General features: G+C 47.7%; 24 protein-coding genes, 3 pseudogenes and 1 riboswitch. Of the genes and pseudogenes, 14 read left to right on the top strand and 13 right to left on the bottom strand.

Annotated features, from left to right (window positions below; genetic code table 11):
* Positions 1-337 (top strand): annotated as a pseudogene (locus IQ219_RS02245) (hypothetical protein); the annotation flags it as partial.
* A 484-nt stretch (positions 338-821) separates the two neighbouring features.
* On the opposite strand, the gene IQ219_RS02240 reads toward IQ219_RS02245, so the two are convergent.
* Positions 822-3410, bottom strand: coding sequence for a TIGR03960 family B12-binding radical SAM protein (locus IQ219_RS02240; RefSeq protein ID WP_194071563.1), 2589 nt, complete (start codon positions 3408-3410; stop codon positions 822-824).
* Between the two features lie 363 nt (positions 3411-3773).
* On the opposite strand from IQ219_RS02240, the gene IQ219_RS02235 reads away from it, so the two are divergent.
* The 8 genes and pseudogenes from IQ219_RS02235 (at position 3774) to IQ219_RS02200 (ending at position 10084) form a co-directional block, all read left to right on the top strand.
* Entirely contained in the window at positions 3774-4112 is a 339-nt protein-coding gene (locus tag IQ219_RS02235) for a nucleotidyltransferase family protein (RefSeq protein ID WP_194019099.1), read from the top strand.
* Positions 4102-4434, top strand: coding sequence for a DUF86 domain-containing protein (locus tag IQ219_RS02230; RefSeq protein ID WP_194019098.1), 333 nt, complete (start codon positions 4102-4104; stop codon positions 4432-4434). Before IQ219_RS02235 ends, IQ219_RS02230 begins: the two co-directional genes overlap by 11 nt.
* Before the next feature lie 52 nt (positions 4435-4486).
* A pseudogene (locus IQ219_RS19930) lies at positions 4487-4612 on the top strand (IS256 family transposase); the annotation flags it as partial.
* A 198-nt stretch (positions 4613-4810) separates the two neighbouring features.
* On the top strand, positions 4811-5809 hold the full coding sequence (locus IQ219_RS02220) for a cytochrome c oxidase subunit II (protein ID WP_194071562.1): 999 nt from the start codon (positions 4811-4813) through the stop codon (positions 5807-5809).
* Between the two features lie 87 nt (positions 5810-5896).
* On the top strand, positions 5897-7552 hold the full coding sequence (gene ctaD, locus IQ219_RS02215; RefSeq protein WP_190599773.1) for a cytochrome c oxidase subunit I: 1656 nt from the start codon (positions 5897-5899) through the stop codon (positions 7550-7552).
* Between the two features lie 39 nt (positions 7553-7591).
* Positions 7592-8284, top strand: coding sequence for a cytochrome c oxidase subunit CtaE (gene ctaE, locus IQ219_RS02210; protein WP_190599791.1), 693 nt, complete (start codon positions 7592-7594; stop codon positions 8282-8284).
* Positions 8285-8533: 249 nt separating this feature from the next.
* Positions 8534-8863, top strand: coding sequence for a co-chaperone YbbN (locus IQ219_RS02205; RefSeq protein WP_194019095.1), 330 nt, complete (start codon positions 8534-8536; stop codon positions 8861-8863).
* A 75-nt stretch (positions 8864-8938) separates the two neighbouring features.
* Positions 8939-10084, top strand: a complete 1146-nt coding sequence (locus tag IQ219_RS02200; protein ID WP_194071561.1) for a DegT/DnrJ/EryC1/StrS family aminotransferase — start codon at positions 8939-8941, stop codon at positions 10082-10084.
* Positions 10085-10113: 29 nt separating this feature from the next.
* On the opposite strand, the gene IQ219_RS02195 is transcribed toward IQ219_RS02200, so the two are convergent.
* The 6 genes from IQ219_RS02195 to speB form a co-directional block, all read right to left on the bottom strand.
* Positions 10114-10914 carry an ABC transporter ATP-binding protein gene (locus tag IQ219_RS02195; protein WP_190599776.1) on the bottom strand — a complete coding sequence of 267 codons (801 nt, stop codon included), beginning with the start codon at positions 10912-10914 and terminating at the stop codon, positions 10114-10116.
* Positions 10915-10980: 66 nt separating this feature from the next.
* A complete protein-coding gene (locus IQ219_RS02190) occupies positions 10981-11823 on the bottom strand; it encodes an ABC transporter permease (protein WP_194019093.1) in 843 nt (280 codons plus the stop codon).
* A 102-nt stretch (positions 11824-11925) separates the two neighbouring features.
* Positions 11926-12954: an aliphatic sulfonate ABC transporter substrate-binding protein gene (locus IQ219_RS02185; RefSeq protein ID WP_194071560.1), complete on the bottom strand. Its 1029-nt coding sequence runs from the start codon at positions 12952-12954 to the stop codon at positions 11926-11928.
* An 85-nt stretch (positions 12955-13039) separates the two neighbouring features.
* Positions 13040-13729, bottom strand: coding sequence for a hydrogenase nickel incorporation protein HypB (hypB, locus tag IQ219_RS02180; RefSeq protein WP_190599779.1), 690 nt, complete (start codon positions 13727-13729; stop codon positions 13040-13042).
* 57 nt (positions 13730-13786) lie between these two features.
* On the bottom strand, positions 13787-14149 hold the full coding sequence (gene hypA / locus IQ219_RS02175; RefSeq protein ID WP_194019091.1) for a hydrogenase maturation nickel metallochaperone HypA: 363 nt from the start codon (positions 14147-14149) through the stop codon (positions 13787-13789).
* Between the two features lie 75 nt (positions 14150-14224).
* A complete protein-coding gene (speB, locus tag IQ219_RS02170; protein WP_194071559.1) occupies positions 14225-15397 on the bottom strand; it encodes an agmatinase in 1173 nt (390 codons plus the stop codon).
* A 70-nt stretch (positions 15398-15467) separates the two neighbouring features.
* A riboswitch (guanidine-I (ykkC/yxkD leader) is annotated at positions 15468-15587 on the bottom strand.
* Between the two features lie 231 nt (positions 15588-15818).
* Between speB and IQ219_RS02165 the strand changes: the two genes are divergently transcribed.
* Together IQ219_RS02165 and IQ219_RS02160 are read left to right on the top strand one after the other, a co-directional pair.
* Positions 15819-16328 (top strand): GAF domain-containing protein, encoded by a 510-nt coding sequence (locus tag IQ219_RS02165; protein ID WP_194071558.1) that lies wholly within the window; start codon positions 15819-15821, stop codon positions 16326-16328.
* Between the two features lie 45 nt (positions 16329-16373).
* The gene (locus IQ219_RS02160; RefSeq protein WP_194071557.1) at positions 16374-17405 is read left to right on the top strand and encodes a diguanylate cyclase; all 1032 of its coding nucleotides are present in this window, start codon (positions 16374-16376) and stop codon (positions 17403-17405) included.
* Positions 17406-17466: 61 nt separating this feature from the next.
* Here the strand turns inward: IQ219_RS02160 and IQ219_RS02155 are convergent, their stop codons facing one another.
* Both IQ219_RS02155 and leuS read right to left on the bottom strand, forming a co-directional pair.
* A complete protein-coding gene (locus tag IQ219_RS02155) occupies positions 17467-17703 on the bottom strand; it encodes a hypothetical protein (RefSeq protein WP_194019081.1) in 237 nt (78 codons plus the stop codon).
* A gap of 27 nt (positions 17704-17730) precedes the next feature.
* Positions 17731-20316: a leucine--tRNA ligase gene (leuS, locus tag IQ219_RS02150; protein WP_194071556.1), complete on the bottom strand. Its 2586-nt coding sequence runs from the start codon at positions 20314-20316 to the stop codon at positions 17731-17733.
* A 124-nt stretch (positions 20317-20440) separates the two neighbouring features.
* Between leuS and gltS the strand changes: the two genes are divergently transcribed.
* Complete coding sequence (gltS, locus tag IQ219_RS02145) at positions 20441-21646, top strand: sodium/glutamate symporter (RefSeq protein ID WP_194071555.1); 1206 nt, start codon at positions 20441-20443, stop codon at positions 21644-21646.
* A gap of 276 nt (positions 21647-21922) precedes the next feature.
* On the opposite strand, the gene IQ219_RS02140 is transcribed toward gltS, so the two are convergent.
* Entirely contained in the window at positions 21923-22246 is a 324-nt protein-coding gene (locus IQ219_RS02140) for a DUF3155 domain-containing protein (protein WP_190598492.1), read from the bottom strand.
* Between the two features lie 245 nt (positions 22247-22491).
* Here IQ219_RS02140 and hik2 point away from each other — a divergent pair, with 245 nt between their 5' ends.
* The gene (gene hik2 / locus IQ219_RS02135; protein ID WP_194071554.1) at positions 22492-23799 is read left to right on the top strand and encodes a two-component system sensor histidine kinase Hik2; all 1308 of its coding nucleotides are present in this window, start codon (positions 22492-22494) and stop codon (positions 23797-23799) included.
* A gap of 34 nt (positions 23800-23833) precedes the next feature.
* Here hik2 and IQ219_RS02130 read toward each other — a convergent pair whose 3' ends face one another.
* On the bottom strand, positions 23834-24289 hold the full coding sequence (locus tag IQ219_RS02130) for a DUF29 domain-containing protein (protein ID WP_194071553.1): 456 nt from the start codon (positions 24287-24289) through the stop codon (positions 23834-23836).
* A 365-nt stretch (positions 24290-24654) separates the two neighbouring features.
* On the opposite strand from IQ219_RS02130, the gene larE reads away from it, so the two are divergent.
* A complete protein-coding gene (gene larE, locus IQ219_RS02125; protein WP_194071552.1) occupies positions 24655-25479 on the top strand; it encodes an ATP-dependent sacrificial sulfur transferase LarE in 825 nt (274 codons plus the stop codon).
* A 34-nt stretch (positions 25480-25513) separates the two neighbouring features.
* Here the strand turns inward: larE and IQ219_RS02120 are convergent, their stop codons facing one another.
* Together IQ219_RS02120 and IQ219_RS02115 are read right to left on the bottom strand one after the other, a co-directional pair.
* The gene (locus IQ219_RS02120) at positions 25514-26302 is read right to left on the bottom strand and encodes a YdcF family protein (RefSeq protein WP_194071551.1); all 789 of its coding nucleotides are present in this window, start codon (positions 26300-26302) and stop codon (positions 25514-25516) included.
* 57 nt (positions 26303-26359) lie between these two features.
* Positions 26360-26578, bottom strand: a pseudogene (locus IQ219_RS02115) (3-hydroxyacyl-[acyl-carrier-protein] dehydratase FabZ); the annotation flags it as partial.

Here is a 26578-nt window from a genome sequence, read left to right as displayed (position 1 = left end):
TAGCTACGGATTCTTAAATATTTTTATTGAAAATTCCGTAGTCAGTGTAGAGTTTAATGTTTTTAGAGATTCAGATTTCGGCTATCCGTCGGCATACGCGGGTCTTAGTTTAAGAAGAAATATTTTTGCTAGTCCGATTCAAATTGGCTCTGCCATGGGGTTGCTTTATACCACACAACTCCAGGAGCTATCGGGAAGTCCGGTACTTCCGTTTATGTTACCGTTTGTGCAAACCGACTTTGATAGTCCAATAAATTTACGGGTAGTTTATATTCCATCCTTTGCAGACTACAATAGCCAACAATTTTTCTTTACCCTATTAATCAAAATTAATTAGTCCAATAGAATTGATCTTAATTTTTGGGATACATACCCCGCAGCTTGCTGCGACTACAAATGAAAACGATGTCCGAATGGCATTGTAAAGCGTAACTGAACCACGAAGTGTGTGAAGTGAAGCGCAGTGATACCCCGTTGCTTGCAGCGGGGAAGTTCATTCAATTCATAAAGATTTTTCTGAGTCTTTTTTTGTCAACAAAGAAAATTTATTTATTTGTTATTTTCTGATAGTGCTTGTATATAAAATTGAGGAATTAAGCAAAGAAAATAATAAGCTGAATATCTACAGAGCAAAAAAAACTTTGTGTAAATATTTAATCCCAGAAAAATTAAACTCATTAAAAGACGGCATAGAAAATATCATCAATAAATATATTTCTATTTTTAGTGAGTCCAAAAATAATCCACTACCTTACCGGCTATATATTTTAGAACAAATAAACTTATAAGGTTAAAATGCTCCTCGAAAAATCAATAGTAAATTACTCGTCACTGTCCACAATTAACCCCAGGCGATGAATCTGACCTAGTTGAATATTAACTCCACTTATTTGCTCAAACAAATAGGCTAAATTGCGGGGTTGCAACTGGGTACCATCATTGCGGCAGGTTCCGGTGTAATCCACAGTGATGCCCTCTGGTGTCATTTCAAGCAGAGACAAATCAAGCAACTGTTCCCGCAGATTAAGGGTTACTTTTTTGCCTCGTTTGGTAGTTTTTTCCCACAAGATTTCCTTTCGGACTAGAATCTCTTCCGTCCAACCTTGCCATTGAGTCAATGTCACCGGGTCTTCAGTTATTAGTTGCACCCGATAACTAGCTTGGATTAAGGATTGGGTTGCTCCTGGAGCCTTAAGATCCACTTCCAAAACCCGATAAAGGGGTAAATCTGCTGGTAAAACAGCGGCTAATCGTTGGCGAAATTCATGGGGATCCAGTCTTTCGGCGAGGTCAAAATCGACAATTTCCCCGCTACTGCTGGAACCTAACGGTAGGGCATTGGCAATGGAAATGCGGGGCCCTGGATGAAATCCCCCGGTAAAGGCAATGGGTAAACCAGTACGACGCATAGCCCGGTCAAACAGTCGCACTAAGTCGAGGTGACTAACTAAAGCCATGGAATTTTGCTTTCCAAACCAGACCCTCAACCGCTGAACCCGGTCAGTGTTGGGTTTAAAGTCCCCGTCAAAAACCGGAATGGGGGGCACTGGGGCAATAATGTTATGGCCAAAATCCACTCCACAAACTCCGCAATGGGAACAACCATCAAAGGAACAGTCCGGGACGGTGGCCGCTTCCAGGGCCTTGAATAGGTCATTTTTGAGCCAGGTTTTATCAATGCCCGTATCAAGGTGATCCCAGGGTAGGGGGGCATTATAAACGTTTTCATCGGGGGTATCACCATGGAAAATATTCCACTCCCCATCTTCTACGAGGCGATATTTCCAGGTTAAGTCCGCTTCATCGATCGCCTGGGCCCAGGCCCCATAAGCTTTGTCCAAACTTTCCCACCAGGCATCCATGCCCGCCCCCAATTCCCAGGCCCGACGCACCACTTGCCCCAAACGGCGATCGCCCCGGCCGACGAAATCTTCCATGGCGGAAATGCGGACATCGGTATAGTTTACTTTCACTCCCCTCATCCCTTTAAAAGCCTGTCGCAATAAATCTTGCTTGCGGCGAAACTCACTGGTGGAAACAGAGTGCCATTGGAAAGGGGTGTGGGGTTTAGGGGTGAAATTGGAAATGGTCAGATTGAAATTTAAAGTTCGACGTTGGGGTAAACGACATTCCTGACGCAACCATTGCACCGTTTCCACAATGCCCAACACGTCCACATTGGTTTCCCCCGGCAGGCCAATCATGAAATAAAGTTTGACCTTATCCCAACCCTGTTCCACCGCCGTTTTAATGCCCCGCAATAATTCTTCGTTAGTCAAGCCTTTATTAATCACATCCCGTAATCTTTGGGTACCTGCTTCCGGAGCAAAAGTTAAACTCCCCTGTCTGGTACCACCAAGAATATTGGCAATGTTTTCATCAAAGCGGTCTACCCTCTGGCTGGGTAAAGTGAGGGCAATATTTTCGTTTTTGAGGCGATTTCTAATTTCCAATCCCACCGCCGGCAAGGCCAAATAGTCGGAACAACTGAGGGAAAGCAAAGAAAATTCGTTATAGCCCGTTTGCCGAATGCCGGTTTCAATGGCATCAATCACCGCTTCTGGTTCCACATCCCTGGCCGGACGGGTCAACATCCCTGGCTGACAAAAACGACACCCCCTGGTACAACCCCGACGAATTTCCACCGTTAGGCGATCGTGAACAGTTTCAATAAGTGGCACTAAACCAATGGAGTAGGCGGGAATGGGGGTGGCCACCCGGCGCATAATGCGTTTGGGCACATCTTCCCGATGGGGATGCACAGAACCATCATCAGCCATGTCATAAAAACGGGGCACATAAACCCCCGGCACTTGGGCTAAATCAAGCAATAAATCTTCCTTGCTTAGTCCTTGCAGTTTGCCTTCTTCGAACACCAAACCAATTTCTGGCAATAATTCTTCCCCATCCCCCAGGGCCAGGAAATCGAAAAAGTCGGCGTAGGGTTCGGGATTGGAGGTGGCAGTCTGACCCCCAGCAAAAACCAAGGGATAATCCCCGTCTTTTCTTTCTTGCCAAGTGAGGGGAATTTGGGCCAATTGCAACATTTCTAAGATATTGGTGGCCCCCAACTCATAGCTCAGGCTAAACCCTAAAATGTCAAATTCTGGCAGATAACGGCGGGATTCTAGAGCGAATAAAGGGGTATTAGTCTCCCTCAGTTTTATTGCCAGGTCGGCAGCAGGGAGATAGGTGCGATCGCACAATTGCCTGGGTTGGGCATTGATGATGTTGTAGAGCAAAATATGCCCCAGGTTAGAAGCCCCCAGCTCGTAAACTTCAGGATAGGTCAACACCCAGCGCACCGTGGCACTGTCCCATTCCTTATGCACTGTCCCCAATTCGTTGCCTAGATACCGGGCGGGCTTATGGATCTCGGCATTAATCAAGGTTTCGACGGGCACTGGCATGGTTTTCACTTGGGCGCTGGGCAGTTATCCATTATCGCACGGAGCTTTGGGGGAATAGCCCATTGGTAAGCTCAACCGCCTATGATACTCAAAAAATCTAGCTAGTTCGTTTTTTATAACAAAGATTATTTGACTCGCATTTCAGTAACCATTTTTTTGAGATGTTCGTAATAATGTAAATATGATACTGTTCACAAAATTTGGCGATCGCCGTTGTGTTCAAATCAATAGCTAAAGGTATTCATCGTATAGTTTTGATATTGTCTCCGGTAGACAAACGAAAAATTTCAAGGTTTATCATGGTGTTACTAGCATAATATAGGCAATTATTGTAAAGGGTAAGCTAACGAGCTAGACTGCGTTATGGCAATACTACAACTAAGTCCTAAACTTGAATCGCGGCTGGGAATTAACTCACAGCAACTGGTTGAATTTTGCCAGCGATGGCAGATTGCTGAACTGGCACTTTTTGGCTCAGTTTTACGAAGTGACTTTAATTCTAAAAGTGACATTGATATGCTTATTTCCTATCTACCTACTGCTAAACGGGGATTTTTTGAAAAGATACAAATGCAAGAAGAGTTATCATCTTTACTGAATCGTAATGTTGACTTAGTTAGCAAAAATGCTATTGAAAAAAGTCATAATTGGCTTAGACGTAAAAATATCCTCGATTCCGCTGAGGTGATTTATGTTGCGTGATCAAGAAGCATTAATAGACATAGCAGAATCCACTAAACTTGTTCTTTTTTATACAAAAAATATAGACTTTGAAGACTTTTCGATAAATATTGAAAAACAAGATGCCATTCTACGACGTATTACCATCATAGGCGAAGCAACAAAGCGACTTTCATTAGATTTTCGGGATAGACACTCCGAAATACCATGGAAACAAATAGCCGGAATGCGAGATATCATTACCCACGATTACAACGAGGTTGATATTGATGAGGTTTGGACTGTTATCAAGAAAAATTTGCCGGAACTTTTACGTTATATTGAGCCACTCATTGGGGACTGAACAGAATTTTGTGTAAGGGGATTAGAATCCAAGCAAAACGAGGAAACCCCTTATGGTACGCAAAAAACAAGAACCAAATCGCGTCGATAGCTTACTAGACGAGCTGCTCGAAGAACATCAAACCCCAGAAGAAATTCTGGGAGAGTCAGGACTACTAAAACAGCTAACCAAAAGTTTGAGTGTCATTGGCTCATCAGTGGAACCCTATAATTTTCTACAGGCTAAATTTACTATAGCGCTCGGGTTGACAAAACAGACGACAAGATTGTTAAAGAACTCTGAAGAATTTGGCTGGAGCTTGACCCCGGTCTGGAGAATTGCTTTACCCTGTAGGGAATTGTAATTTTTGTTGTTTTCCGAGAGATAGAGGTTTGCTGTGAAAATTCCCGGTAGTGTCATAACCCTTCTCATCGGTGTTGTGGTCACAGTTGTTAGCTTATGGTACGGACAGAATCATGGTCTGATGCCCGTTGCCGCCTCCGCCGATGCGGAAGAAGTGGATGGCATTTTTAATTACATGATGACCATTGCCACGGGATTATTCCTTTTGGTGGAAGGGGTCTTGGTTTACTGCCTGATCCGCTTTCGCCGTCGCAAGGGCGACCAAACCGATGGCCCTCCAATTGAAGGTAATGTGCCCCTGGAAATTCTCTGGACTGCCATTCCTACGGTAATTGTTTTTACCTTGGCAGTGTATAGCTTTGAGGTGTACAACAACCTGGGCGGATTGGATCCAACCATTTCTAGGGATAATGCCGGTCAGCAGATGGCCCATAACCACATGGGACATATGGGGAGTATGGGTAATATGGTGGCTATGTCTGGGGACGGAGATGTGGCCCTGGGTATTGGTTTGGATAGCGAAGAACAAGGAGTCAAACCCCTGATGGTGGACGTTAAGGGCATTCAGTATGCCTGGATTTTCACCTATCCCGAGACTGGAATTATTTCCGGGGAACTGCACGCCCCCATCGATCGCCCGGTGCAATTGAATATGGAGGCGGGGGATGTGATCCATGCCTTTTGGGTTCCCCAATTACGATTAAAACAGGATGTGATTCCCGGGCGGGGCAGTACTTTGGTGTTTAATGCCAGTACCCCTGGGCAGTATCCGGTGATCTGTGCCGAGTTGTGTGGTGCTTACCATGGAGGCATGAAATCGGTTTTCTACGCCCATACCCCCGAGGAGTATGACGACTGGGTAGCGGCTAATGCTCCGGCTCCGACGGAATCGATGGCAATGACATTGCCCAAAGCGACCACCGCCATGACTCCCGAAGAATACTTGGCCCCCTATGTGAAGGAAATGGGAGTGGAAACCAAGGCATTGGCCCAGTTGAAGGATCAAGTCTCTCCGGTCAAAGATCTGCTTTGATTTGGCTGGAGTACTAACCTTTGGTATGACTGGTCAGTTTTGCCCTAATACTCTGTAAATTTTGACAAATCTAGTAGAAAACTTTTTATGACTACTGCCGCTGAGAATCTAACGGCTAATCATCCCCGCCGCAAATGGACAGATTATTTTACCTTTTGCGTTGACCATAAGGTGATTGGCATTCAATACCTGGTTACATCCTTTCTTTTCTTTTTCATCGGTGGTTCCTTTGCGGAAGCCATGCGGACGGAATTAGCCACTCCCTCCCCGGATTTTGTCCAGCCGGAAATGTATAACCAACTGATGACCCTCCACGGCACGATCATGATCTTTCTCTGGATTGTGCCGGCCGGGGCTGCCTTTGCCAACTATCTCATTCCCCTAATGGTGGGCACAGAGGATATGGCGTTTCCTCGCTTAAATGCCGTGGCTTTTTGGCTCACTCCGCCGGGGGGCATTCTGCTCATCTCCAGCTTTTTTGTCGGGGCACCCCAGGCCGGTTGGACTTCCTATCCCCCTTTAAGTTTGCTCAGTGGCAAATGGGGAGAGGAACTCTGGATTTTGAGTCTGCTTTTGGTAGGAACCTCCTCTATCTTGGGGGCAATTAATTTTGTCACCACCATTTTGAAAATGCGCATCAAGGACATGGATTTGCACAGTATGCCCCTGTTTTGCTGGGCAATGCTGGCCACTTCTTCCTTAATTTTGCTTTCCACTCCGGTGTTGGCATCGGCGTTGATTCTGCTTTCCTTTGACCTCATTGCCGGCACCAGTTTCTTTAACCCAGTGGGTGGGGGAGACCCGGTGGTTTACCAGCACTTATTCTGGTTTTACTCCCATCCGGCGGTGTACATCATGATTTTGCCCTTTTTTGGCGTCATTTCTGAGGTCATCCCTGTCCATGCCCGCAAACCCATCTTTGGCTACCGGGCGATCGCCTATTCGAGTTTGGCCATCAGCTTTTTGGGCTTGATTGTTTGGGCCCACCACATGTTTACCAGTGGCACCCCCGGTTGGTTGCGGATGTTCTTCATGGCCACCACTATGTTGATTGCTGTGCCCACGGGGATCAAAATTTTCAGTTGGTGCGGCACCCTCTGGGGAGGAAAAATCCAACTCAATTCCGCCATGCTGTTTGCCTTTGGCTTCCTGTCTAGCTTCATGATTGGCGGGCTAACCGGGGTAATGGTGGCATCCGTTCCCTTCGATATCCACGTCCACGACACCTATTTTGTGGTAGGACACTTCCATTATGTGCTCTTTGGCGGCAGTGCCTTTGCCCTGTTTTCTGGGGTTTATCACTGGTTCCCTAAAATGACTGGCCGCATGGTCAATGAACCCCTGGGGCGTCTCCACTTCATTCTCACTTTTATCGGCATGAATTTGACCTTTATGCCCATGCATGAACTGGGTCTAATGGGCATGAACCGTCGCATTGCCCTCTACGATGTTGAATTTCAGCCGTTAAACGTGTTGAGCACCATCGGAGCCTACGTTTTAGCCGCTTCCACCATTCCCTTTGTAATCAACGTCTTTTGGAGTCTGTTTAAAGGGGAAAAAGCGGCCCGTAATCCTTGGCGAGCCCTAACTCTAGAATGGCAAACTGCCTCTCCCCCCATCATCGAAAACTTTGAAGAAGAACCGGTGCTCTGGTGTGGTCCCTACGATTTTGGTATTGACACGGAGTTAGTGGACGAGGAAGAAACAGTCCAAACCCTAATTGCCGATGCGGCAGGCAGTTAGCTTCCTGCAACTGCTGTACCTAGGGAGATGTTTAGTTCAATAATTTCCCCCATGGGCTCGTCAGCCAGAAGTTTTCGGCAAAATCCTAGAAATTCAGCAACGATAATTGTCAGTCCTATGCAAACCACTGCTATTAGCTCCGATTTAAACAGCGCCTATACCTCAGGGGAAGCCCATACCCACCACGGCCACCCCGATCTACGGATGTTTGGGGTTGTCCTCTTCCTCGTGGCAGAAAGTGCCATTTTTCTGGGCCTGTTCACCGCCTATTTGATTTACCGCAGTGTGATGCCAGCCTGGCCCCCTGAAGGTACGCCGGAGTTGGAATTACTCTTGCCTGGGGTCAATAGTATTATTTTGATTTCCAGTAGTTTCGTTATGCACAAAGGTCAAGCGGCCATTCGCAATAATGACAATGCTGGGTTGCAAAAGTGGTTTGGCCTCACGGCCATTATGGGCATTATCTTTTTAGCCGGCCAGATGTATGAATATTTCCATCTGGAAATGGGGCTAACCACAAATTTGTTTGCCAGTTGTTTTTATGTTCTCACCGGCTTCCATGGCCTCCACGTTACCTTTGGACTGTTACTAATTCTTTCTGTGCTCTGGCGATCGCGCCAACCGGGCCATTATTCCAGCAAATCCCATTTTGGGGTAGAAGCGGCGGAGTTGTACTGGCATTTCGTCGATGTGGTTTGGATTGTTCTGTTTATCTTGGTTTACTTGCTTTGATGGAAAGGCCCCCTTGCCCTCCGACTTTGGGAGAAAATATACAAAAGCAAGTTCTCTGGTATTACCAAATCTGTAGGGGGTCGATGTCGGGGGCAAACTAAAATTATGCAGATCCAGTTCCTAGGAGCCAAAGCAAAACCAGTCTGGTGATAGGTTGATTTCGTGGCATGATGGAGAATCGGACTGGCACTCTGCCCAGTTTCGCGATCGCCTGAAGTCAAATAACCAAGAAAATTCTTGACCACTACCATGAGTTTACTGGAAATCACCGACGCTGAATTTGAGCAAGAAACCCAAGGGCAAACTAAGCCCGTGTTGGTTTATTTTTGGGCTTCTTGGTGTGGGCCCTGTCGGTTGATGGCCCCCGCTATCCAGGCGATCGCCAAGGATTATGGCGATAAACTCAAAGTGCTCAAGTTGGAAGTGGACCCCAACCCCGCCGCCGTGGCCCAATGCAAAGTAGAAGGGGTACCGGCCCTGCGTCTGTTCAAAAATAATGAACTAGTGATGGCCCATGAAGGGGCGATCGCCAAACCCAAATTACTGGAATTGCTAAAACAGGAATTAGATTTTATTTAAGACGGTGTTTGATTGCCCAAAGCGCCACCTAATAAATGACCAGAACTGTTTCTTTACCATTCTTTTTCCCTAGCCATGGCCGCCGCAATTAAGCCCTTTTACTTCGACATCAGCGACGACGAAATTGAATTTTTTATGGACGGGGCCAGGCAAATCCTCAAATCCGGCACCCTAATTCTCGGCAACCATACCCAGGAGTTTGAAACTGCCTTTGCAGAGTATGTTGGTACGAAACACGCCATTGCCGTTAATAGTGGCACTTCTGGTCTGGAAATTCTCCTGCGGCTGAAGGGAACGGAAAATACCACCGTCCTCGTACCCACCAACACCAACTTTGCCACTGTCGCTTCTGTATTACGGGTGAACAGTGACGTGCAGTATTTGGACATGGACCCCAAAACCTTTGCTCCTTCCCTGGCCATGGTTAAGGAAGCGGTGGAGGACAAAAGTTATCCCAAACCCCTATCTGGAGTCTTTTGGGTGCATATTGGCGGTGTAATTTCCCCAGAATTCCCTGCAGTGGTGGAATACTGCCATAGTCAGGGGCTCCATGTTTGGGAAGATACGGCCCATGCCCACGGCAGTCAATTTCAGGGAAAACAGGCGGGCAACTTGGCCGATGGAGCGTCCTTTTCCTTTTTCCCCACCAAGGTGATGACCACCTTTGAAGGCGGCATGGTCACCCTCAATGATGACGAGGAAGACACCATTGCCCGTTCATTGCGCAATCAGGGCAAACGGGGCATGAACTTTGGCGGCCTACACACGGATTTTGGTAATAGTACCCGCATGACGGAAATCCACGCTCTGCTGGGACAAATTCACCTGGCCAAGTTAACGAAGATGTTGGCCACCAGACAAAGGGCCTACGAACTAATCACAGCTCCCCTGAGGGAAGCGGGCATTGAATTTGTGTCTACTGACCATATGGACAGGGCTAGCCAGTACAAATTAATGGTTCTACTGCCGGAGGGTAAAACCCCAGCCCAAATGAAGCAGGCTCTAGCGGCGGAAGAAATTTATTTGGGGGGTACGGTGTACGAAATTCCCTGTCATTTACAGCCGGTGTTCAAAGATGTGTGTCCCGGCCAATCTTTTCCCAATGCGGAAACTTGGTGTCCCCGTCATATCTGTCCTCCCTTAACCTCCGGTACTACTCCAGAGGAAGCGGCCAGGGTAGGGGAAGCGCTGGTGCGCCATCTAAAGTCATGCGCCATCTAAAGTCATAAGATTAAGCCATAAATTACTGTTTATTGGGCGATCGCCTCTGCTTCTTCAGTGTGACTGCCCCTTAATAAACTGGAAATTTCATCGCTGTATTTAAAAAACTCCGGTTCCCGCTTGATTTTATAGGTGCGATTTTTCGGAGTTTCTTCATCCCCCGGCAGGTTGATGGTCAGTTCCCGTTGAATGGTGCCGGGACGGGAGCTCAACACATAGACCCGTTGGGCTAAAAATACGGCCTCTTCTACGTCGTGGGTAATCATCAGAATGCTACATTGCAGTCTTTGCCAAATGTCGATTAGATATTCATGCATCCTTTCCTTGGTTTGAATATCTAGTGCCCCAAAGGGTTCATCCATTAACAAGACTTTCGGATGGCAGGCTAAAGACCTGGCGATCGCCACCCGTTGCTTCATGCCCCCTGACAATTCCCTGGGATAGGCCTGGGCAAAATTTACTAAACCCACCACGTCTAAATAATAGCTAGCGGTGTCAAACCTTTCCTTTTGGGAACAGCCTTGGAGTTTCAAGCCAAACTCGACATTTTCCTGCACCGTCATCCAGGGAAAAAGACTGTAATGCTGAAAAACCATGCCCCGGTCCGCCCCTGGCCCCGTTACCTTTTGTCCATCCACATTGATCGTGCCGGAAGTCGGAGTATCTAAGCCAGCAATTAACCTCAAAAGAGTCGATTTGCCGGAACCAGAAGCTCCCACTGCACAAACAAATTCCCCGGTTTCGATGTGCATATTGATATTTTTTAGGGCCACCACTGAGCCCCGTTTGCCGACAAAAATCCGATTTAAGTCAGTTATTTCTAGATGCATAATTTTTACTAGTTACAATTAATACAATTAATTTGATGATTGGGCAATGATCACAAAAATGCTTGATTACTGTTCCAGAGACCATTTACAAGTGAGTCTGAGGATGAGGCGAAATGATAAATCCAAAGCAAAACCAATTAAGCCCAGCACTATTAGGCAAGCAAAAATTTCATCGGTTTTCAAAAATTTCTGAGCTAGCAAAATACGTTTCCCTAAGCCATTGTCAGCCGCCACCAATTCCGCCACCACCACCAAGTTCCAAGCTGCCGCCATATTAATCCGGAATGCGTCAAGAATATTAGGGATGATGTAGGGGGTAATAACCTTAAATAAAACTTGTTTCCGTAATCCCCCCAGGGTATAGGTAACTTCAATTAACTCCTTGGGGATAAACTTGACCGCATCCATAATCATCAGGGTATTAAAAAATATTGTCCCAATGAAAATCAAGGCAATTTTTGAAGCTTCATCAATGCCGAGATAAATAATTAACAGCGGGATAAAAGCTGGGGCTGGCATGTAACGCACCACACCAATAATTGGCTCCGTTAAACTGCGTATGCTGGGAAATGTGCCCATTAAAATCCCTAAGGGAATAGCCACCAATCCCCCTAAAAAAAATCCCCCTACCACTCGACCAAAGCTAGTCAGGGAATCTTGGATTAAAAATCCATCATTAAACAATTCTATTAAGGCTTGAACTACTGACTGGGGGGAAGGGAGAAAAACATCACTCACAGTAGGTAAGGATGAAAGCAAGGCCCACAATACCAAGGGAATGATGATCGATAAGGACATTAACGACCATTTGAGCGATTCCGGTATCTCTCCACCAATGCGCCAAAAAACTGTGGGTTGTAGGGATTTTTTAGGAGAATAATTTGGTAACTTATCTTGGGCAATAGTCATAATATTAGGGAAGTTGATTGGTTAACAGAGTGAACAAATTGTCACAAAGAAAAATCAAAATCCCTCCGATTACTCATTAAAGGAGGCAACTTAAACCAAAGGCTAAGCTTGGCCAGCTAATGTTTTAACAAACTGGGAGTCAAGGATTTTATTTAAGTCAGGAGACTGTTTAATAAAGCCGACTTTAATCATAAAATCTGCCATTTTTTGAGCGGCAAAAGGCATGTGGACCATGCTATCTCCGGGACTAAAAGCTTCTAAGTTTTCTTCCAGAGTTAAAAAGCGGGTGCCATCTTTAAATAGTTGCAGTTCCTCTTGGCTCACCCCTGCTCGTTTAGCCATAATTTCATCGGATTTCTCAGGATTTTCTTCCATAAATTTACGAATATCAAACCAAGTGTTCACTAAAGCTTGAACCTGCTCTGGCTTTTCTTGAATTAATTTTTCCGTCACCACTAAAAGATCGGGAATAGCTCCGGGAAATTCAGCGGAAGTGACTAACTCCTTGGAGCCTTCTCGTTTTAGAGCTGTTAACCAAAAGGGAGGAAATGCCCCCACTGCGTCCACCTGTCCCGCTGCAAAAGCTGCCGCTGCGGCCCCAGTTTCTAGGGGTTTGATCACGACGTCGTCCCTGGTCATACCTTCCCTTTCCAGAGCCAAACTAAGCAGAAAATCGTCCACTACCCCTTCTTCGATCGCCACGGTTTTGCCTTTGAGTTCCTGGACGGAGTTAATGTCTGCGGTGACAATAATTTTGTCATTGCCGGCGGAGTTATCGTTAACCAGTACGGCTACTTCTCCGTTGACTGCTTCCCCCGCAAAGGAAATGGTGTCGTTCAGGGTTTGGCTATTGCCGTCCAATTGTCCCGCCGCCAGGGCCTGCATGGATTCCAGGTAACCGTCAAACCATTTCATTTCTACGTTGACCCCGTTTTTGGCAAATAGGCCTTCTTCTTCGGCGATCGCCCAGGGCCACCAGCCAGCCCAGTTACTATAACCAATGACGATGGGGGGCCCTTCTACTGCGGGGCTAGGAGATTGAGATTGCTCTGGCGTTTGGGCACAACTAACCGTCAACAATATCGTACTACAAAAAATTAAGATTAAAGAAATTAAACTACGTCTCGGCATCAGAAGTTTCTCCACTAATAACTGCTATTATTTAAAGCTAAAAAGCAAGATTTTACTGTGTTGATTTTGACTTTTTAAATAGGATTTAAACATTAGCTATGACTGGAATTTTGATTTGCTGTTTAACCCAGCTAAGCCAAGTAGCCAAACCTTCTCCGGTTTTAGCGGACACAGGAATGATGGTCACATGGGGATTCATAGAACGGACATTGGCGGCTAATTTTTCTAAATCAATGTCTAAATGGGGCATCAGATCAATTTTGGTAATTAACAAACAATCTGCTTCCTGAAACATGATGGGATATTTCAGGGGTTTATCCTCTCCCTCCGTGATGCTCAACAGAGCAACTTTGGCATGTTCCCCCACTTCAAATTCCGCTGGGCATACCAAATTTCCGACATTTTCCACCAGCACTAAATCAAATTCCTGGGGATTATAATCCTCTTTAAAACGATGGATGCCCCCCGCCACCATTTTGGAGTCTAAATGACAGGAACGGCCGGTGTTAATGGCAATTACAGGACTACCATATTGCCGCAGGCGATCGGCATCTAATTCGGTGGTCATATCCCCTTCAATTACGGCCATTTTTAACTCACCTTGGAGGGCCGCCAGGGTTTTTTCTAACAGGACGGTTTTCCCTGCTCCTGGGCTACTCATTAGGTTCAGACAAGTAATTCCCCAGTCATCGAAATGGGCTCTATTATGGTCTGCCCCAGCCTGGTTGGCATGGAGCAAATTCAGACCGATCACCGTGTCAATGGATTGGTGCATAGTTTCTTGGCAGTAACAGTGGACAAATAAAAAAATTTGGTCTCGGTGGGTTAGGGGCTAAACCGGAGTGCACTGATGATGTTCAATCCGGTCAATTTTCAGCTCTCGCCCAGAGCGAATATCCTCCATGGGCGATCGACAGGTTGGGCAAGAATATTGCAAACCAATTTCGGGGCGATATTCCGTTTGACAGGGATGGCAATAAGCAACTAAAGGCACATCTTTAATTACTAATTCCACCCCCTCCAAAAAGGTTTGCTTGGTCTGCACTTCAAAAGCAAATTGTAAACTCACTGGTTCCACGCAGGTGAACTGACCCACAAGAAGGTGGATCTTGGTAATTTGGGGCTTTTCAATTTGTTGATCAAACCAATCCTGAATAGTCATAATCAGGGCTTTGGTCATGTCTGTTTCATGCATTTTTACCTCTCCCAAAGGCGATCGCCGATTATTTTGGAGTCATAAACTCGACAATGATTAGTTAAGTTGCAGTTATTATTGCCAAGGCTCATCTACTTCCATATTGGCTTCAGCATTGATGTAGGAGGGCTTTTCCTTACGGGGTAGTTGTTCTGAGACTACGAGGTGGGCCATGGTGTCGCAAATTACCCTGGTGGCCATCAAGGAAGTCATATCGCTGATGTCGTAGGGAGGGGAAACTTCCACCACTTCCATACCACAAACATTAGTTTCGCGAATAATACGTTTCAATAAGTACAAAGCTTCCCGGGGCAGTAAGCCGCCGGGTTCTGGCCAGCCGGTGCCGGGGACAAAACCTGCATCAATGCAGTCAATGTCAAAACTAATCCAAACGCAGTCGGTGCCATCGGTGGCCCGGGCAATGGCGAAGTCCGCCGCCGCATCTAAGCCCATTTCGATAATATCGGTGACGGTCAAGATATTGGTGGCCCGTTCCCGACAAACTTTGACCCCCTGCCGGGGTACTTGCCAACCGCCAATGCCCAATTGGACTAAATTCTTGGCTGGGGCGTTGGCCATGTTGGTGGCATGGAACCAGGGACAGGTATGCATCCGTTCGTCTAAATCCGTTTCCTGGGTATCCACATGGCGATCGAAATGGATGATGCCAACTTTTTTATCCCCCAGGTGGCGGCAGATGCCCCGCACGGTGGGAAAACCAATGGAATGATCACCGCCCAGAATAATCGGAAAGGCCCCAGAGCTGAAAATGTGGGCAATACCTTTGGAAATTTGGTCAAAGGATTTTTCGTTGTTGGCGGGAATGGTGAAAATGTCCCCCACGTCACAGAGGCTAATTTGCTCCCGCAAATCCACCCCCATTTCAAAGTTGTAAGGGGTATAAAGGGCGGAAATACGACGAATACCCTGGGGACCAAAACGGGTACCTGGTCGATAGGTGGTGCCGGAATCATGGGGAACTCCGACGATCGCCACATCGTAATTGCCGACGTCACGGACATCCTCCAGATAGGGCGCTTTCATGAAAGTGTTGATGCCCGCATAGTGGGGCAATTCACCCCGGGAGAAGGTGGGAATGGAGCGGTCCTTAATGCTGGCAGCGGCTTCTAAGCCATAGGTTAGCCCTTGATCCACTTCTTGTTGCCAACCGGTTAGGGGTAACCGAGTTTCCTTCACTAGGGCTTCTTCGGCTTCAGAAGGGGGACGGAATGGGGTGGCATCGCTCATAGGTAATTACTAGCTAAACAACAAAATTTGCCCAGGAGTTATTAATGACACCTAAGCGCTGGTCATTAAAGTCTCCCGGGCTTTTGTCCCGCCGTGTAGCTAGTGGCAAAAATCTTTACAAAACCTAGCCTGTTTCTCTCGGACCAGCCATTCCCCACATCCGGGAATCGGAACCCTAGAAACAATATCCCCTACCCTAGCTAGGGATGCTCAACTTGACTGTGTTCTGTGCTACTTTTTGCCGGCGATCGCCAAACTGCAGTGTAAAGTTTTGCATCAGCTTTTGCCCCATGGCCAGGGATTGGTCATAACTTTGCGATAACCTGAATAGGGAGAAAAATCAGAAGTCTAACACCAGCGGTGTGGTTGCCAATTAACCTAACTACCCAGCAACACGAACTCAATCAAAATTGCCTAGCCAATGCAAGAAGCTGCCATCCCATCCAATGAACAGCAGCGCTTAGCCCATCTACAGAATCTCAACATTCTTGATACGCCAAGCGATGAGAAGTTTGAGCGCATTACTCGGCTATTGTGTCGGGTATTGGATATGCCAGTGGCCGCCATTTCTTTAGTTGACGAAAATCGCCAATGGTTTAAATCCATTCGAGGCTCGGACCTAACCGAAACTCCTCGCGGTATTTCCTTTTGTGCCCACACAATTTTGGAGGATCGCACCCTAATTATCCCCGATGCCCTATCCGACCCCCGTTTTGCCGATAACCCCCTGGTGATAGCTCCGCCCCACATCCGATTTTATGCTGGTCATCCCCTGAAAATGCTGGATAACATTCATGTGGGCACCCTCTGTGTCTATGACACCAAGCCCAGGGAAATGTCCGACGACGATATTCAGTTTTTAGAAGACCTGTCAGTTACCGTAGCTAATGAGCTAAAGGCCTACATGCTTAAGAGCTTCTTTACGGTTTAGTAGGGTACAAATTCAGTCATAGCAAAAAAGTTAGGAACTGTAGGGATGGAAGCTAAATTACCGCAAAATGAGGAGCAACGCCTGACCGTTTTAAGGCAACTCAACATTCTGGATACTCCAATCGAAGAGAGATTTGAGCGCATTACCCGTATGGTCTGCCGGTCCCTCAAAGTACCCATCGCCGCTGTATCGATGGTTGATGAATCACGCCAGTGGTTTAAATCCATTCAAGGACTAAGCGCTGCCGAAACTCCCCGGGAAATTGCCTTTTGCGCCCACGCCATTCTGAAGGATGAATTGCTCTTGGTCAAAGATGCCACCCAGGATGAACGTTTTGCTGACAATCCCTTGGTAACCGATGAGCCTTTCATCCGGTTTTATGCTGGTTATCCCCTCAACTTGGGCCAAGACTTCCATGTGGGTACCCTCTGTGCCATTGATCGAGTACCCAGGGATTTGTCAACGGAAGAACAGGAAATCCTCTACGATCTCTCCAAAATGGTGGAGTCCGAACTAGCGGCGATCGCCCTGTCCGAGGCTCAAATGCAGTTAATTCAAGAATTGGACGAACTTGAAAGGGTGGCCATGCTCGATAGCCTGACCAGACTATGGAATCGCTTGGGTATCGAAACCCTACTACAACGGGAGTGGGACTACGCCACCCGCAAAGATTCCCCCATTGCCATTGTCATGATTGATTTTGACAACTTCAAACAGATCAATGATCAATACGGTCATCTAGTGGGCGATGAGGTTCTACAGGGTAGTTCACGTTTAATCATTTCTGCACTGCGTTCCTATGATGCTTTGGGAAGATGGGGAGGAGATGAATTTATGCTTATCCTGCCTGGTTCCAGCCGAGAACAAACCGCCCTACTCCTAGAAAGAATTCAAGCCGCCATTGCCCAAAACCCAGTGCCGACATCCGTGGGTCCATTGACAATCAGTTTGAGTATGGGGGGAGTCAGTGTGTTTGCTAAGGAGAGTGACGAACTCAAGCATTGGGTGGAACAGGCAGATAATCAGTTGATGAAGGTCAAGCGCCTTGGTAAGGGCAATTTTCGGTTGGCAGAATAATAAATCACAACTAATTTGATGGGAGAGAGGAGATAGATCTAGTCTATTTGTCACTGTTGGTTCAAGGCAATGGTCCAATGCGGGATAGGAGCGATCGCCTGTGCAGACGGAGACTGATCAACTCATCTATCCCCAAACCACCGATGATGAAGGCCGCAAATAAGGAGCCCATTCTATTGGCCGGTGTGGATAACACCAGGATGGCGATCGCCAGAGCTACGAAAAATAAGCCAAAAAAAGATCTGATTACCAACTCTTGCTTTGACCTAGTAACTTGCCGGCCAGTACTTTTTTTCATGGTGCAATTCCTCACAAAAAATCAGGTTTAGGTAATAACAAAATTGACCAATTTTCCCGGCACCACAATCACCTTTTTGATGGTTTTGCCGGCCAAATAACGTTGGGCTAAATCGGAATTACGGGCCAATTCCTCCAATTGGGCTTTGTCGGCTCCAGCAGGAACGGTGATGGTACCACGGGTTTTGCCTAGCACCTGGATCACCAAAGTAATTTCGTCCAACACTAGGGCTGTGGGGTCTGCCTGCAACCAGGACTGTTGGTGAATGGAGTCAGTACGACCTAAACGGTGCCACAATTCCTCGGTCAAATGGGGCGCAAAGGGAGCAAGGAGTAACAGCAGGGTTTCAATGCCCTCTTGGTAAACGGGGGAAGGGGTTAAGTCCGTGGCCGCTATCAGGGCGTTACTGAGTTTCATCATTTCAGAAATGGCGGTGTTGAACTGATAATCGTCGTTCAAATCCTCCGCCACTTCTTTGATGGCCCCATGGATAACTCGTCGCAGATCTTTCTCCGCTTTAGTTAAAGGGTCATTGCTAGTCAATGTTTCTGGGCGATCGCCAATGTAGTCGGTCACTAAGCGCCAAACCCGATTGAGAAAACGGAATTGCCCTTCCACGTCCGCATCGTCCCATTCCAAATCCTTTTCTGGAGGGGCTTTAAAGAGGATAAACATCCTGGCCGTATCCGCTCCATACTTAGCCAGCACTTCCTGGGGATCAACACCATTAAATTTAGACTTGGACATCTTTTCGTAGAAAACCTGTAACGGTTCACCACTATCGGGATCTTTGGGATCCTTGGCATCAATTACCTGTCGCCCCGTTTGCAAATCCTTCGCCGGCACGTATTTACCTGTGGTGGGATTTTTGTAGGTAATGCCCTGCACCATGCCCTGGGTTAATAATTTTTGGAACGGTTCTTTGACCGCAATTAATTGGCGATCGGCCAAAACCTTAGTGAAAAAGCGGGAGTAAAGCAAATGCAAAATGGCATGTTCAATGCCCCCCACATATTGGTCCACCGGCAACCAGTGGGCAACTTTTTCCCCATCAAAAGGCAACTCGGTATTTTGGGCATCGGCATAACGCAGGAAATACCAGGAAGAATCAATGAAAGTATCCATGGTGTCCGTTTCCCGCCGGGCTGGTTTACCGCATTTTGGACACGGCACATTCAGCCAATCCGTCAACTTCGCTAGGGGAGAAGGGCCCCGCCCAGAAAATTTCACATTATCCGGTAACTCCACCGGCAAATCTTGGCTTGGTACAGGCACCGCTCCACAGTCATCGCAATGAATAATGGGAATGGGACAGCCCCAATACCGTTGTCGAGAAATCAACCAATCTCGCAGACGATATTGCACCTTGGCGCGGCCATAATCATGATCTTCTGCGAACTTAATAATGGCTTCTTTTGCTTTGGGGGAAGCCATGCCGGTGAACTGGGCCGAGTTAACCATTACCCCGGCTTCCGTGTAGGCTGCCCCTAGTTCTACATCATTGTTATCAGCATCGTCGGGAACAATAACCACTTGGATGGGGAGATGGTTATCCTGGGCAAATTTAAAGTCCCGTTGGTCATGGGCTGGCACCCCCATCACTGCCCCGGTGCCGTATTCGTATAAAACATAATCGGCAATGAGAATGGGAATTTCTTTACCGTTAAAGGGATTAATGGCTACTCCGCCGGTTCGAACGCCCCGTTTCGGTTTATCTTCCGCTGTCCGTTCAATTTCACTTTCCTTGGCCATCAAAGCCACAAAATCTGCCACTGTTTGCTTTTGAGCCGCTGTGGTCACTACTTTAGTTAAAGGGTGTTCTGGCGCTAAAACCACATAGGTGACGCCGTACACCGTATCGGGGCGGGTGGTAAAAACGGCAATTTTTTCATCACTGTCTTTGATGGGAAATTCCAGATAGGCGCCCACCGATTTACCAATCCAATGGGATTGCATCAGTTTGACCCGTTCCGGCCAGCCATCAAGCTTATCTAAATCATTTAACAGGGCTTCAGCGTAATCGGTAATTTTTAAAAACCATTGCCGTAATAATTTGCGCTCCACCATGGCGCCCGATCGCCAGGATCGCCCTTCTCCATCAACCTGTTCGTTGGCCAACACGGTTTGATCAATGGGGTCCCAATTGACGGTGGCTTCTTTTTGGTAAGCCAGACCAGCCTGGAAAAATTGCAGAAATAACCATTGGGTCCAACGGTAATAGTCCGGGGCACAGGTGGCCACTTCCCGTTCCCAATCGATGGAAAGCCCCAACTGTTGTAATTGGGCCCGCATCTGGGCAATATTTTTTTCCGTCCACTGCTTGGGGGGAATCCCCCGCTCAATGGCAGCATTCTCCGCTGGCAAACCAAAGGCATCCCAACCCATGGGGTGGAGCACCTGATAACCCTGCATCCTTTTCAGCCGGGCAATGACATCGGTGATGGTGTAGTTACGCACATGGCCCATGTGGAGATTCCCGGAAGGATAGGGAAACATGGAGAGGGCATAAAATTTGGGCAAATCGGAGGCGACAGGGGTTTTGTCCAGTCCCCATTCAGCCCAGCTTTGTTGCCATTTTTGCTCGATTTCACCAGCGTTGTATGGGGATGCCACGACGACCAAGATCTCCTAAGCCCAGTTGATTACAGGCTTGTTAGTATACCATTCTGTCCTGGGCCTAGGTTTGGGCCTTTACCGTCCTAGACCAATGGCTTTGTAGAGGTTAAGATGCGCGATTATGGAAACCATTCAACTCAACGTACGCCAAACAATTATTGTCGCAATCTTAGTGCTTTACGTTGGCAAATATCTCACTAAAAAAATCAAATTTTTGCAGAGCTTTAACATCCCCGATGCCGTTTCCGGTGGGGTATTGGCTTCTCTCTTTTTCGGGCTAATTTATGGAATTTTTCGTACAGAAATAGCCTTTGATTTTCCCATTCGGGATGCTTTTTTAATTATTTTCTTTACCTGTATTGGTCTCTCTTCTAAACTCAAAACTTTGCTCCAGGGTGGAAAACCCCTGTTAATTCTGTTGGGGCTGGCGGTGGGCTTTTTAGTGGTGCAGAACTTAGTCGGGCTTGCCATGGCTTCGTTGTTGGGACAGGCGTTACCGGTGGGCTTACTCTCCGGGTCCATCTCCCTTAGTGGTGGCCATGGTACGGCGATCGCCTGGTCTCCCCTTTTTTACCAGAGCGGCATTACCAACGCACCGGAAATTGCCATAGCCTGCGCCACTTTTGGTTTGGTGTTTGGGGGCATTGTGGGAGGGCCCATCGCCAAATTTTTAATCATTCGTAACCAATTACAACCGGATGCCAACGGCGAAGATTTAACCATTAGCATCCGGCGGGACCAGGAGAATGTGCAAATTGACTACAACACCATGCTCCAATCCATTTTGGTCATTGGTCTAACCATCGGCTTAGGCTTTGAACTCAACGTGGCGATCGCCGGCCTGGGACTGATGTTGCCGGCCTTTGTCTCCTGTTTGCTGGCAGGTATCATTCTCACCAATACCATTCCCCTCGTGTTCAAACAATTTCCTTGGCCAGCGGAAACCCCTTCCCTAGCTTTAATTTCCGACGTTAGTTTGGGACTATTCCTGGCCATTTCCCTGATGAGCTTACAACTCTGGACTTTGGCTGACATTGGCGGAGTGATTGCCATTATCCTCCTAGTCCAATTCATGGCCACAGTAATTTACACCGTTGTCGTTGTTTTCCCTCTCATGGGCCAGGACTACAACGCGGCGGTGATCTCCTCCGGCTATTCCGGTTTAACCCTGGGGGCTACCCCCACGGCGATCGCCAATATGACCGCAGTGACAGAAAAGTTCGGTGCTGCCCCCCAGGCCTTCATCGTTGTGCCCCTGGTGGGAGCTTTCTTCATTGACATTGCCAACGCCTTTGTCATCCAGCAATTTCTCAATTTCCTTGGCTAGGCCGAACTGTGGCGGCAAGGATGATCAGGATTATTAATGCCCAGCAACAGCCACCCCAACCCGGAGGCTAGAGTGGACTCAGTTGCCAAAACATGACAGGATCTGAATCGGCACAGAGCTTTTCGGGTAAGAATGGAAACGAAAACTAACCACTCCTTCCTCCGAATTTAGGCAGAGTTTGTACCCAAAACCTACTTCGGATCTAACCTGCTAAGGAAAGTCAGCCCCAATAAAACCGATTTAGTCTGTTTTTGCCATTGCTTAGAAACCGTTCAGTTAACGGCTCCCAGCACCCACAGGGGTTTTAGTGCTAGGGGTGGGAAGTTGATACTCCCGCAGACTGGGGAACAGAAAATGATTCTCTTCCACATACTGGGCCCCAAACAATCCCTTCTCGGCCCAAAAATATCGATCAGTGGTGTGCTCGTTTCGTTTTACAATGAGCAAGGCCGGGGGCTGAATTTCGTTAGCTTGGATGTAGCGACGAGCGGCCGTGACGGGCTTATCCTCGCCGCTTTCAATATTAAACTGAGGAACAAGCTCCAAAATCTTACGACCTTCTTGACGACGACGACTCTTCCGTTTGCGTTTGCGTGCCAACCCAGTTACCTCCTATTTCAGCGATATGCTGTAATGATAGTTACAAAAGCCGTGTCGATTATATCCGGTCTAATTCTAAATATCAAGCCTCTCCAGCCCTTGCGGTGCTAAGGGGATCGCTGATTCTAAACACCATTTAGGTAGGGTTTCACCCCCAAAACTGCCCCCCAGGGCCATAAATAGACCAATTTAAATCTTAATATTTCTTAACATTTCTTCCGGGGCCTGGCCCCACCATAAGCTCCATGGCTGGTTCCATTTCATCAATGTATTCCCCCAGTGCCGGGTTGATTGCCCTTTGTCAGTCGCAGGTTCGGCTTTTGCAACAGGGATTGCAGGTGGACTGGTGTGGCGTTTATCTAAACCAAGAAGAAACGGAGCAGGGGTTGGTACCGTTGGTGGTTTCCCATAGTCCAACAGTAGCTGAATCGCAAAGTTATGGGTTAATCAGTCTACCACAAGGGGAAGCTTCTCCCCCGACAGACGATTTGTCTTTGCCAGCGGTTCCCGTGGGGGTGGGTCAGTTAAGTCGCCGCAGTCGGTTGGAGCCTCCCCCCTTCGATGCGGACAAACGCTTGGTTTTACCTCTGGTTTACGGGGAAGAAATGGTGGGACTGTTGGTAATTCATCGCAGTCAGGGCCAGTGGCATGGGGAGGAAATGGTGCAGTTGGAGGCGATCGCCAAATCTTTAGCGGTGGCCTGCCTATTGGATCAACAACAGGATTGGTACCGCCAGGCCTGGGAGGAGCAAAATCAACAATACCAGTGGGAGCGACAACATTGGGCTGACCTCTTGCACCAACTCCGCAATCCCCTCACTGCCCTAAAAACGTTTAGTAAGCTACTGCTCAAACGTTGGCAGGGGGACGACAAAAGTCAACAGGTGGTGGAAGGCATTGTGCGCCAGGGGGAACATCTCCAGGAGTTGTTACAAAGTTTTGAAGCGAGCCAACATCAAGGCCCTGAGACAGTGCCCCTTTTGCCAAGCGATCCAGCGGCCACAATCCAGGTTTTGCCTCCGGCGGATCATGACGAAACTATGCCCCTGGCCAGTTTTTCCCTAACGGAAGTTTTGCCCCCTATTTTGCTGGCCCACCAGGCGATCGCCGCCGAGAGAAATATTACTTTAACGGCCCAAATTGCTTTGATTGATGCCCTGGTGATTGCTAACCGTTTAGCTTTGCGGGAAGTGGTTAATAATCTTTTAGACAATGCCATTAAATACACTCCCAACGGTGGCCGGGTAGAAGTTAATCTTGCCTTAGAAACCGGCCGATCTTCTGGCACGGATTGGGTCACATTGGCGATCGCCGACACGGGTTATGGCATTCCCCAGGAGGATCAAGAAAGGATTTTTGAGCGCAATTATCGGGGAACCCAAGCCCAGGGGCCTATTGGCGGCACAGGTTTAGGCTTGGCGATCGTGGCGGATCTAGTAGCCCAAATGGGGGGCAAAATTACTGTCACTAGCCCCAATGGTTTATCTGCCAATAGGAATCGCCCAGGCTCTACTTTCACTCTTTGGCTAACCCCTGGGGAAGAGCCTAGTTGACATCGAAATCGAACCCAGTTTTCTTGCCCTCACCCTAGCTCCAGTCCTGACTGGTATCACAAAGGAAATTTTCTTGTAAAACCCTTGCTAATGGATAGGGACAGACTTCAGGAAAGACACGAATAGGCAGGTTGGTCTCCCGTAAAGCTAGATCCATCCCCGCTTCAAAGCCATCCTCCAATGCTTGGGGTAAACGGGACTTTAAGCTAGGGTTCTGGAGTAGATGGCGGCGAATGGCCCGACGTTGCTCCCGAATAGTAAGAAACCAACTACGGGAACGCTGTTCCGGCTGTAATTCCCACTTCAATAAATGACCCAGTAAAACGGCCAAACGGCTGACTAATTCACGATATTGTTGCCTTCCTAAAGCTTCTATCTCCTCTTTGAGATGTTGCCAATCCAGTAATGACGGCTGTTGATTGTTCAAAGCTTGGGCTTGGCTCTGGGTCCAGGCATAAAAGTCCTGCTCGTACAAACCAGAATGTTCCATAACACATATTAATTCTGTGGTTTTTGGTTTAACACTTTGTCAATCCTACTTGTTCTCTCCAGTAACCCAAGCTCCACTTTCACTCCGTAGTTACCACCTGACAACTACTTCTATCATTTTTCCCAGGTGAGAATAATATTTTCTGATTTACAAATGAACTGGGCATGGCGCAGAGCCGTTTTAGCAATAGCTCCAAACAAGTTAATTTTGAGCGTTGCATCCTAGTTAAAAACTGTCTTTCCTGGCAATTTTTGACCGCATATCTCTACCCGTCACAGATTCGATTATTTTGTTACGGTGAGAAGCGGGTTGATAAAGCATCGTAAAATCAACTTCGACGACAATAATGGCGATCGCCAAGGCCCATGTTAGAAAGCAAACTCGAAAATCTGCAGCAATTCTTTCAGGAGTTAGACCGGGCTTTAATTGCCTATTCCGGTGGAGTGGATAGCACCCTAGTGGCGAAAGTAGCCTACGACGTATTGGGGGCCAATGCCGTGGCTATCACCGCCGTTTCCCCTTCCCTATTACCAGAAGAATTGGAAGATGCCCAGGCCCAGGCCGAATGGATTGGCATTACCCACGAATTGGTGCAAACCCATGAAATGGCCAACCCCAACTACACAGCCAACCCTGAAAACCGTTGTTATTTTTGCAAAAGTGAACTCCACGACACCCTCAAACCCTTAGCTTTGGCCCGGGGTTATAGCTACGTTATTGATGGGGTCAATGGGGATGATCTACGGGATTATCGCCCCGGCATCCAAGCAGCTAAGGAACGGGGGGGGCGATCGCCATTGGCCGAATTGCAAATTAGTAAGTTAGAAGTGCGGCAACTTTCCCAATTATTGGGCTTGCCCTGGTGGGATAAACCAGCCCAACCTTGCTTGAGTTCCCGTTTTCCCTACGGAGAAGAAATTACAGTGGAAAAACTACAGCGGGTCGGCCGGGCAGAAATTTATCTCCGTCGTCTCGGTTATCCCCAGGTCAGGGTACGCTCAGAGCAAAATTTGGCCCGCATTGAATTGCCCCCGGAACAGATCCAGCAGTTTGTACAAGCTGTGTCCCTAGGGGAATTGGTGCAAACCTTTCAAAACTTAGGTTTCCTGTACGTCACCCTAGATTTAGAAGGTTATCAGAGTGGCAAACTCAATCGAGTTTTGACCAAAGCCAATGGGATTCCAGCCTAGTTTTTGGGGGGAGAGCAAAAGAACAAGGCCCATGCTAAGCCCAACCCTGTAGCTTATAGATAACCAGCCCTAGGTATTCCTTCAGAGCCATGGTGGTCAGTTGCAAACTTTTGGCATCGGGCATAAAACCAAGGATAACGTTGGCAAGGTTGAAATTATTTCTGCCCAACGGTTGACTCAAAAAGTCAGTAGCGGCCGGGATGACATTGATACCCAACTTTTCAAACACCCTTTTGGCCCTGGGCATGTGGTAACCAGAGGTGACTAGGATAATGGTGTTTATGCCTCGTTGCTGGAGAATTTTCTGGGTAAAAACCGCATTTTGCCTGGTATTGAGGGATTTCTCTTCTTTAATAATGGCTTCCCTGGGTACCCCCAGCCGTTGCAGCAGTAGGGCCATATCCTCCGCTTCTGAACTGGCCACTGTACCCAGCCAAGGAATCCTGCCTCCGGTGGCAATGATGTAGGGTGCTTTGCCCTCTTGGTAAATTTGGGCGCCGTAAATAACCCGATCGCCAGCTTCGGCCACTTCCGGAAATTGGCGGGGATAGGTGGCTTGGTAAAGTCCTCCCCCCAAAATCACAATGACTGGAGCCTCGGGTAAATCCTCCGTCGGTAAATATCGGTACTCCAGGGTTCGTAGGAGGGCATCACTGACCCAGCTATTGGCGCTGACCAGCAAAATTGCCAATGCTATCAAGGCGAACCATTGTATCCCCGACTGTTGTCGCCAACTCCAAAAACCGATCCCCAGCAGTAGCAACGAAACCAACCCCAGGGGATAGAGGAATAGGGGCAAAAGTTTAGAGAGAAAAACGAACATAAACATTGAGGAGGACGTTTAAATGCCCATTTAAATGCCCATTTTTGCCAGTTTTGCTCAATCAATCAGGGAAAAGAGCATTTCACCGCCACAGACCAGTTGCCCATCCACCCGGGCTTCCCCCTGCATTTTGGCAATGCGTTGCATTTTAAAGGATTGCAACTCCACCGTCATGATCAGTTGATCCCCCGGTACCACCGGTCGCCGGAACCGTACCCCGTCAATGCCAGCAAAGGCAAAAAATTTCCCCCGCATCCCCGGCAGTTGGGTTAAAAT

The organism is Synechocystis sp. LEGE 06083 (genome assembly GCF_015207725.1).
GTDB classification, from domain to species: Bacteria; Cyanobacteriota; Cyanobacteriia; order Cyanobacteriales; family Microcystaceae; genus Synechocystis; species Synechocystis salina.
This window is presented reverse-complemented; position numbering and strand designations above follow the sequence as displayed.

Bases quoted from the DNA above. Each gene is read 5' to 3' on its own strand.
- IQ219_RS02240 (WP_194071563.1), bottom strand. From the start codon at position 3,410: ATGCCAGTGCCCGTCGAAACCTTGATTAATGCCGAGATCCATAAGCCC.
- IQ219_RS02235 (WP_194019099.1), top strand. From the start codon at position 3,774: ATGGCAATACTACAACTAAGTCCTAAACTTGAATCGCGGCTGGGAATT.
- IQ219_RS02230 (WP_194019098.1), top strand. From the start codon at position 4,102: ATGTTGCGTGATCAAGAAGCATTAATAGACATAGCAGAATCCACTAAA.
- ctaD (WP_190599773.1), top strand. From the start codon at position 5,897: ATGACTACTGCCGCTGAGAATCTAACGGCTAATCATCCCCGCCGCAAA.
- IQ219_RS02205 (WP_194019095.1), top strand. From the start codon at position 8,534: ATGAGTTTACTGGAAATCACCGACGCTGAATTTGAGCAAGAAACCCAA.
- IQ219_RS02200 (WP_194071561.1), top strand. From the start codon at position 8,939: ATGGCCGCCGCAATTAAGCCCTTTTACTTCGACATCAGCGACGACGAA.
- IQ219_RS02195 (WP_190599776.1), bottom strand. From the start codon at position 10,914: ATGCATCTAGAAATAACTGACTTAAATCGGATTTTTGTCGGCAAACGG.
- IQ219_RS02190 (WP_194019093.1), bottom strand. From the start codon at position 11,823: ATGACTATTGCCCAAGATAAGTTACCAAATTATTCTCCTAAAAAATCC.
- IQ219_RS02185 (WP_194071560.1), bottom strand. From the start codon at position 12,954: ATGCCGAGACGTAGTTTAATTTCTTTAATCTTAATTTTTTGTAGTACG.
- hypB (WP_190599779.1), bottom strand. From the start codon at position 13,729: ATGCACCAATCCATTGACACGGTGATCGGTCTGAATTTGCTCCATGCC.
- hypA (WP_194019091.1), bottom strand. From the start codon at position 14,149: ATGCATGAAACAGACATGACCAAAGCCCTGATTATGACTATTCAGGAT.
- speB (WP_194071559.1), bottom strand. From the start codon at position 15,397: ATGAGCGATGCCACCCCATTCCGTCCCCCTTCTGAAGCCGAAGAAGCC.
- IQ219_RS02165 (WP_194071558.1), top strand. From the start codon at position 15,819: ATGCAAGAAGCTGCCATCCCATCCAATGAACAGCAGCGCTTAGCCCAT.
- IQ219_RS02160 (WP_194071557.1), top strand. From the start codon at position 16,374: ATGGAAGCTAAATTACCGCAAAATGAGGAGCAACGCCTGACCGTTTTA.
- IQ219_RS02155 (WP_194019081.1), bottom strand. From the start codon at position 17,703: ATGAAAAAAAGTACTGGCCGGCAAGTTACTAGGTCAAAGCAAGAGTTG.
- gltS (WP_194071555.1), top strand. From the start codon at position 20,441: ATGGAAACCATTCAACTCAACGTACGCCAAACAATTATTGTCGCAATC.
- hik2 (WP_194071554.1), top strand. From the start codon at position 22,492: ATGGCTGGTTCCATTTCATCAATGTATTCCCCCAGTGCCGGGTTGATT.
- IQ219_RS02130 (WP_194071553.1), bottom strand. From the start codon at position 24,289: ATGGAACATTCTGGTTTGTACGAGCAGGACTTTTATGCCTGGACCCAG.
- larE (WP_194071552.1), top strand. From the start codon at position 24,655: ATGTTAGAAAGCAAACTCGAAAATCTGCAGCAATTCTTTCAGGAGTTA.
- IQ219_RS02120 (WP_194071551.1), bottom strand. From the start codon at position 26,302: ATGTTCGTTTTTCTCTCTAAACTTTTGCCCCTATTCCTCTATCCCCTG.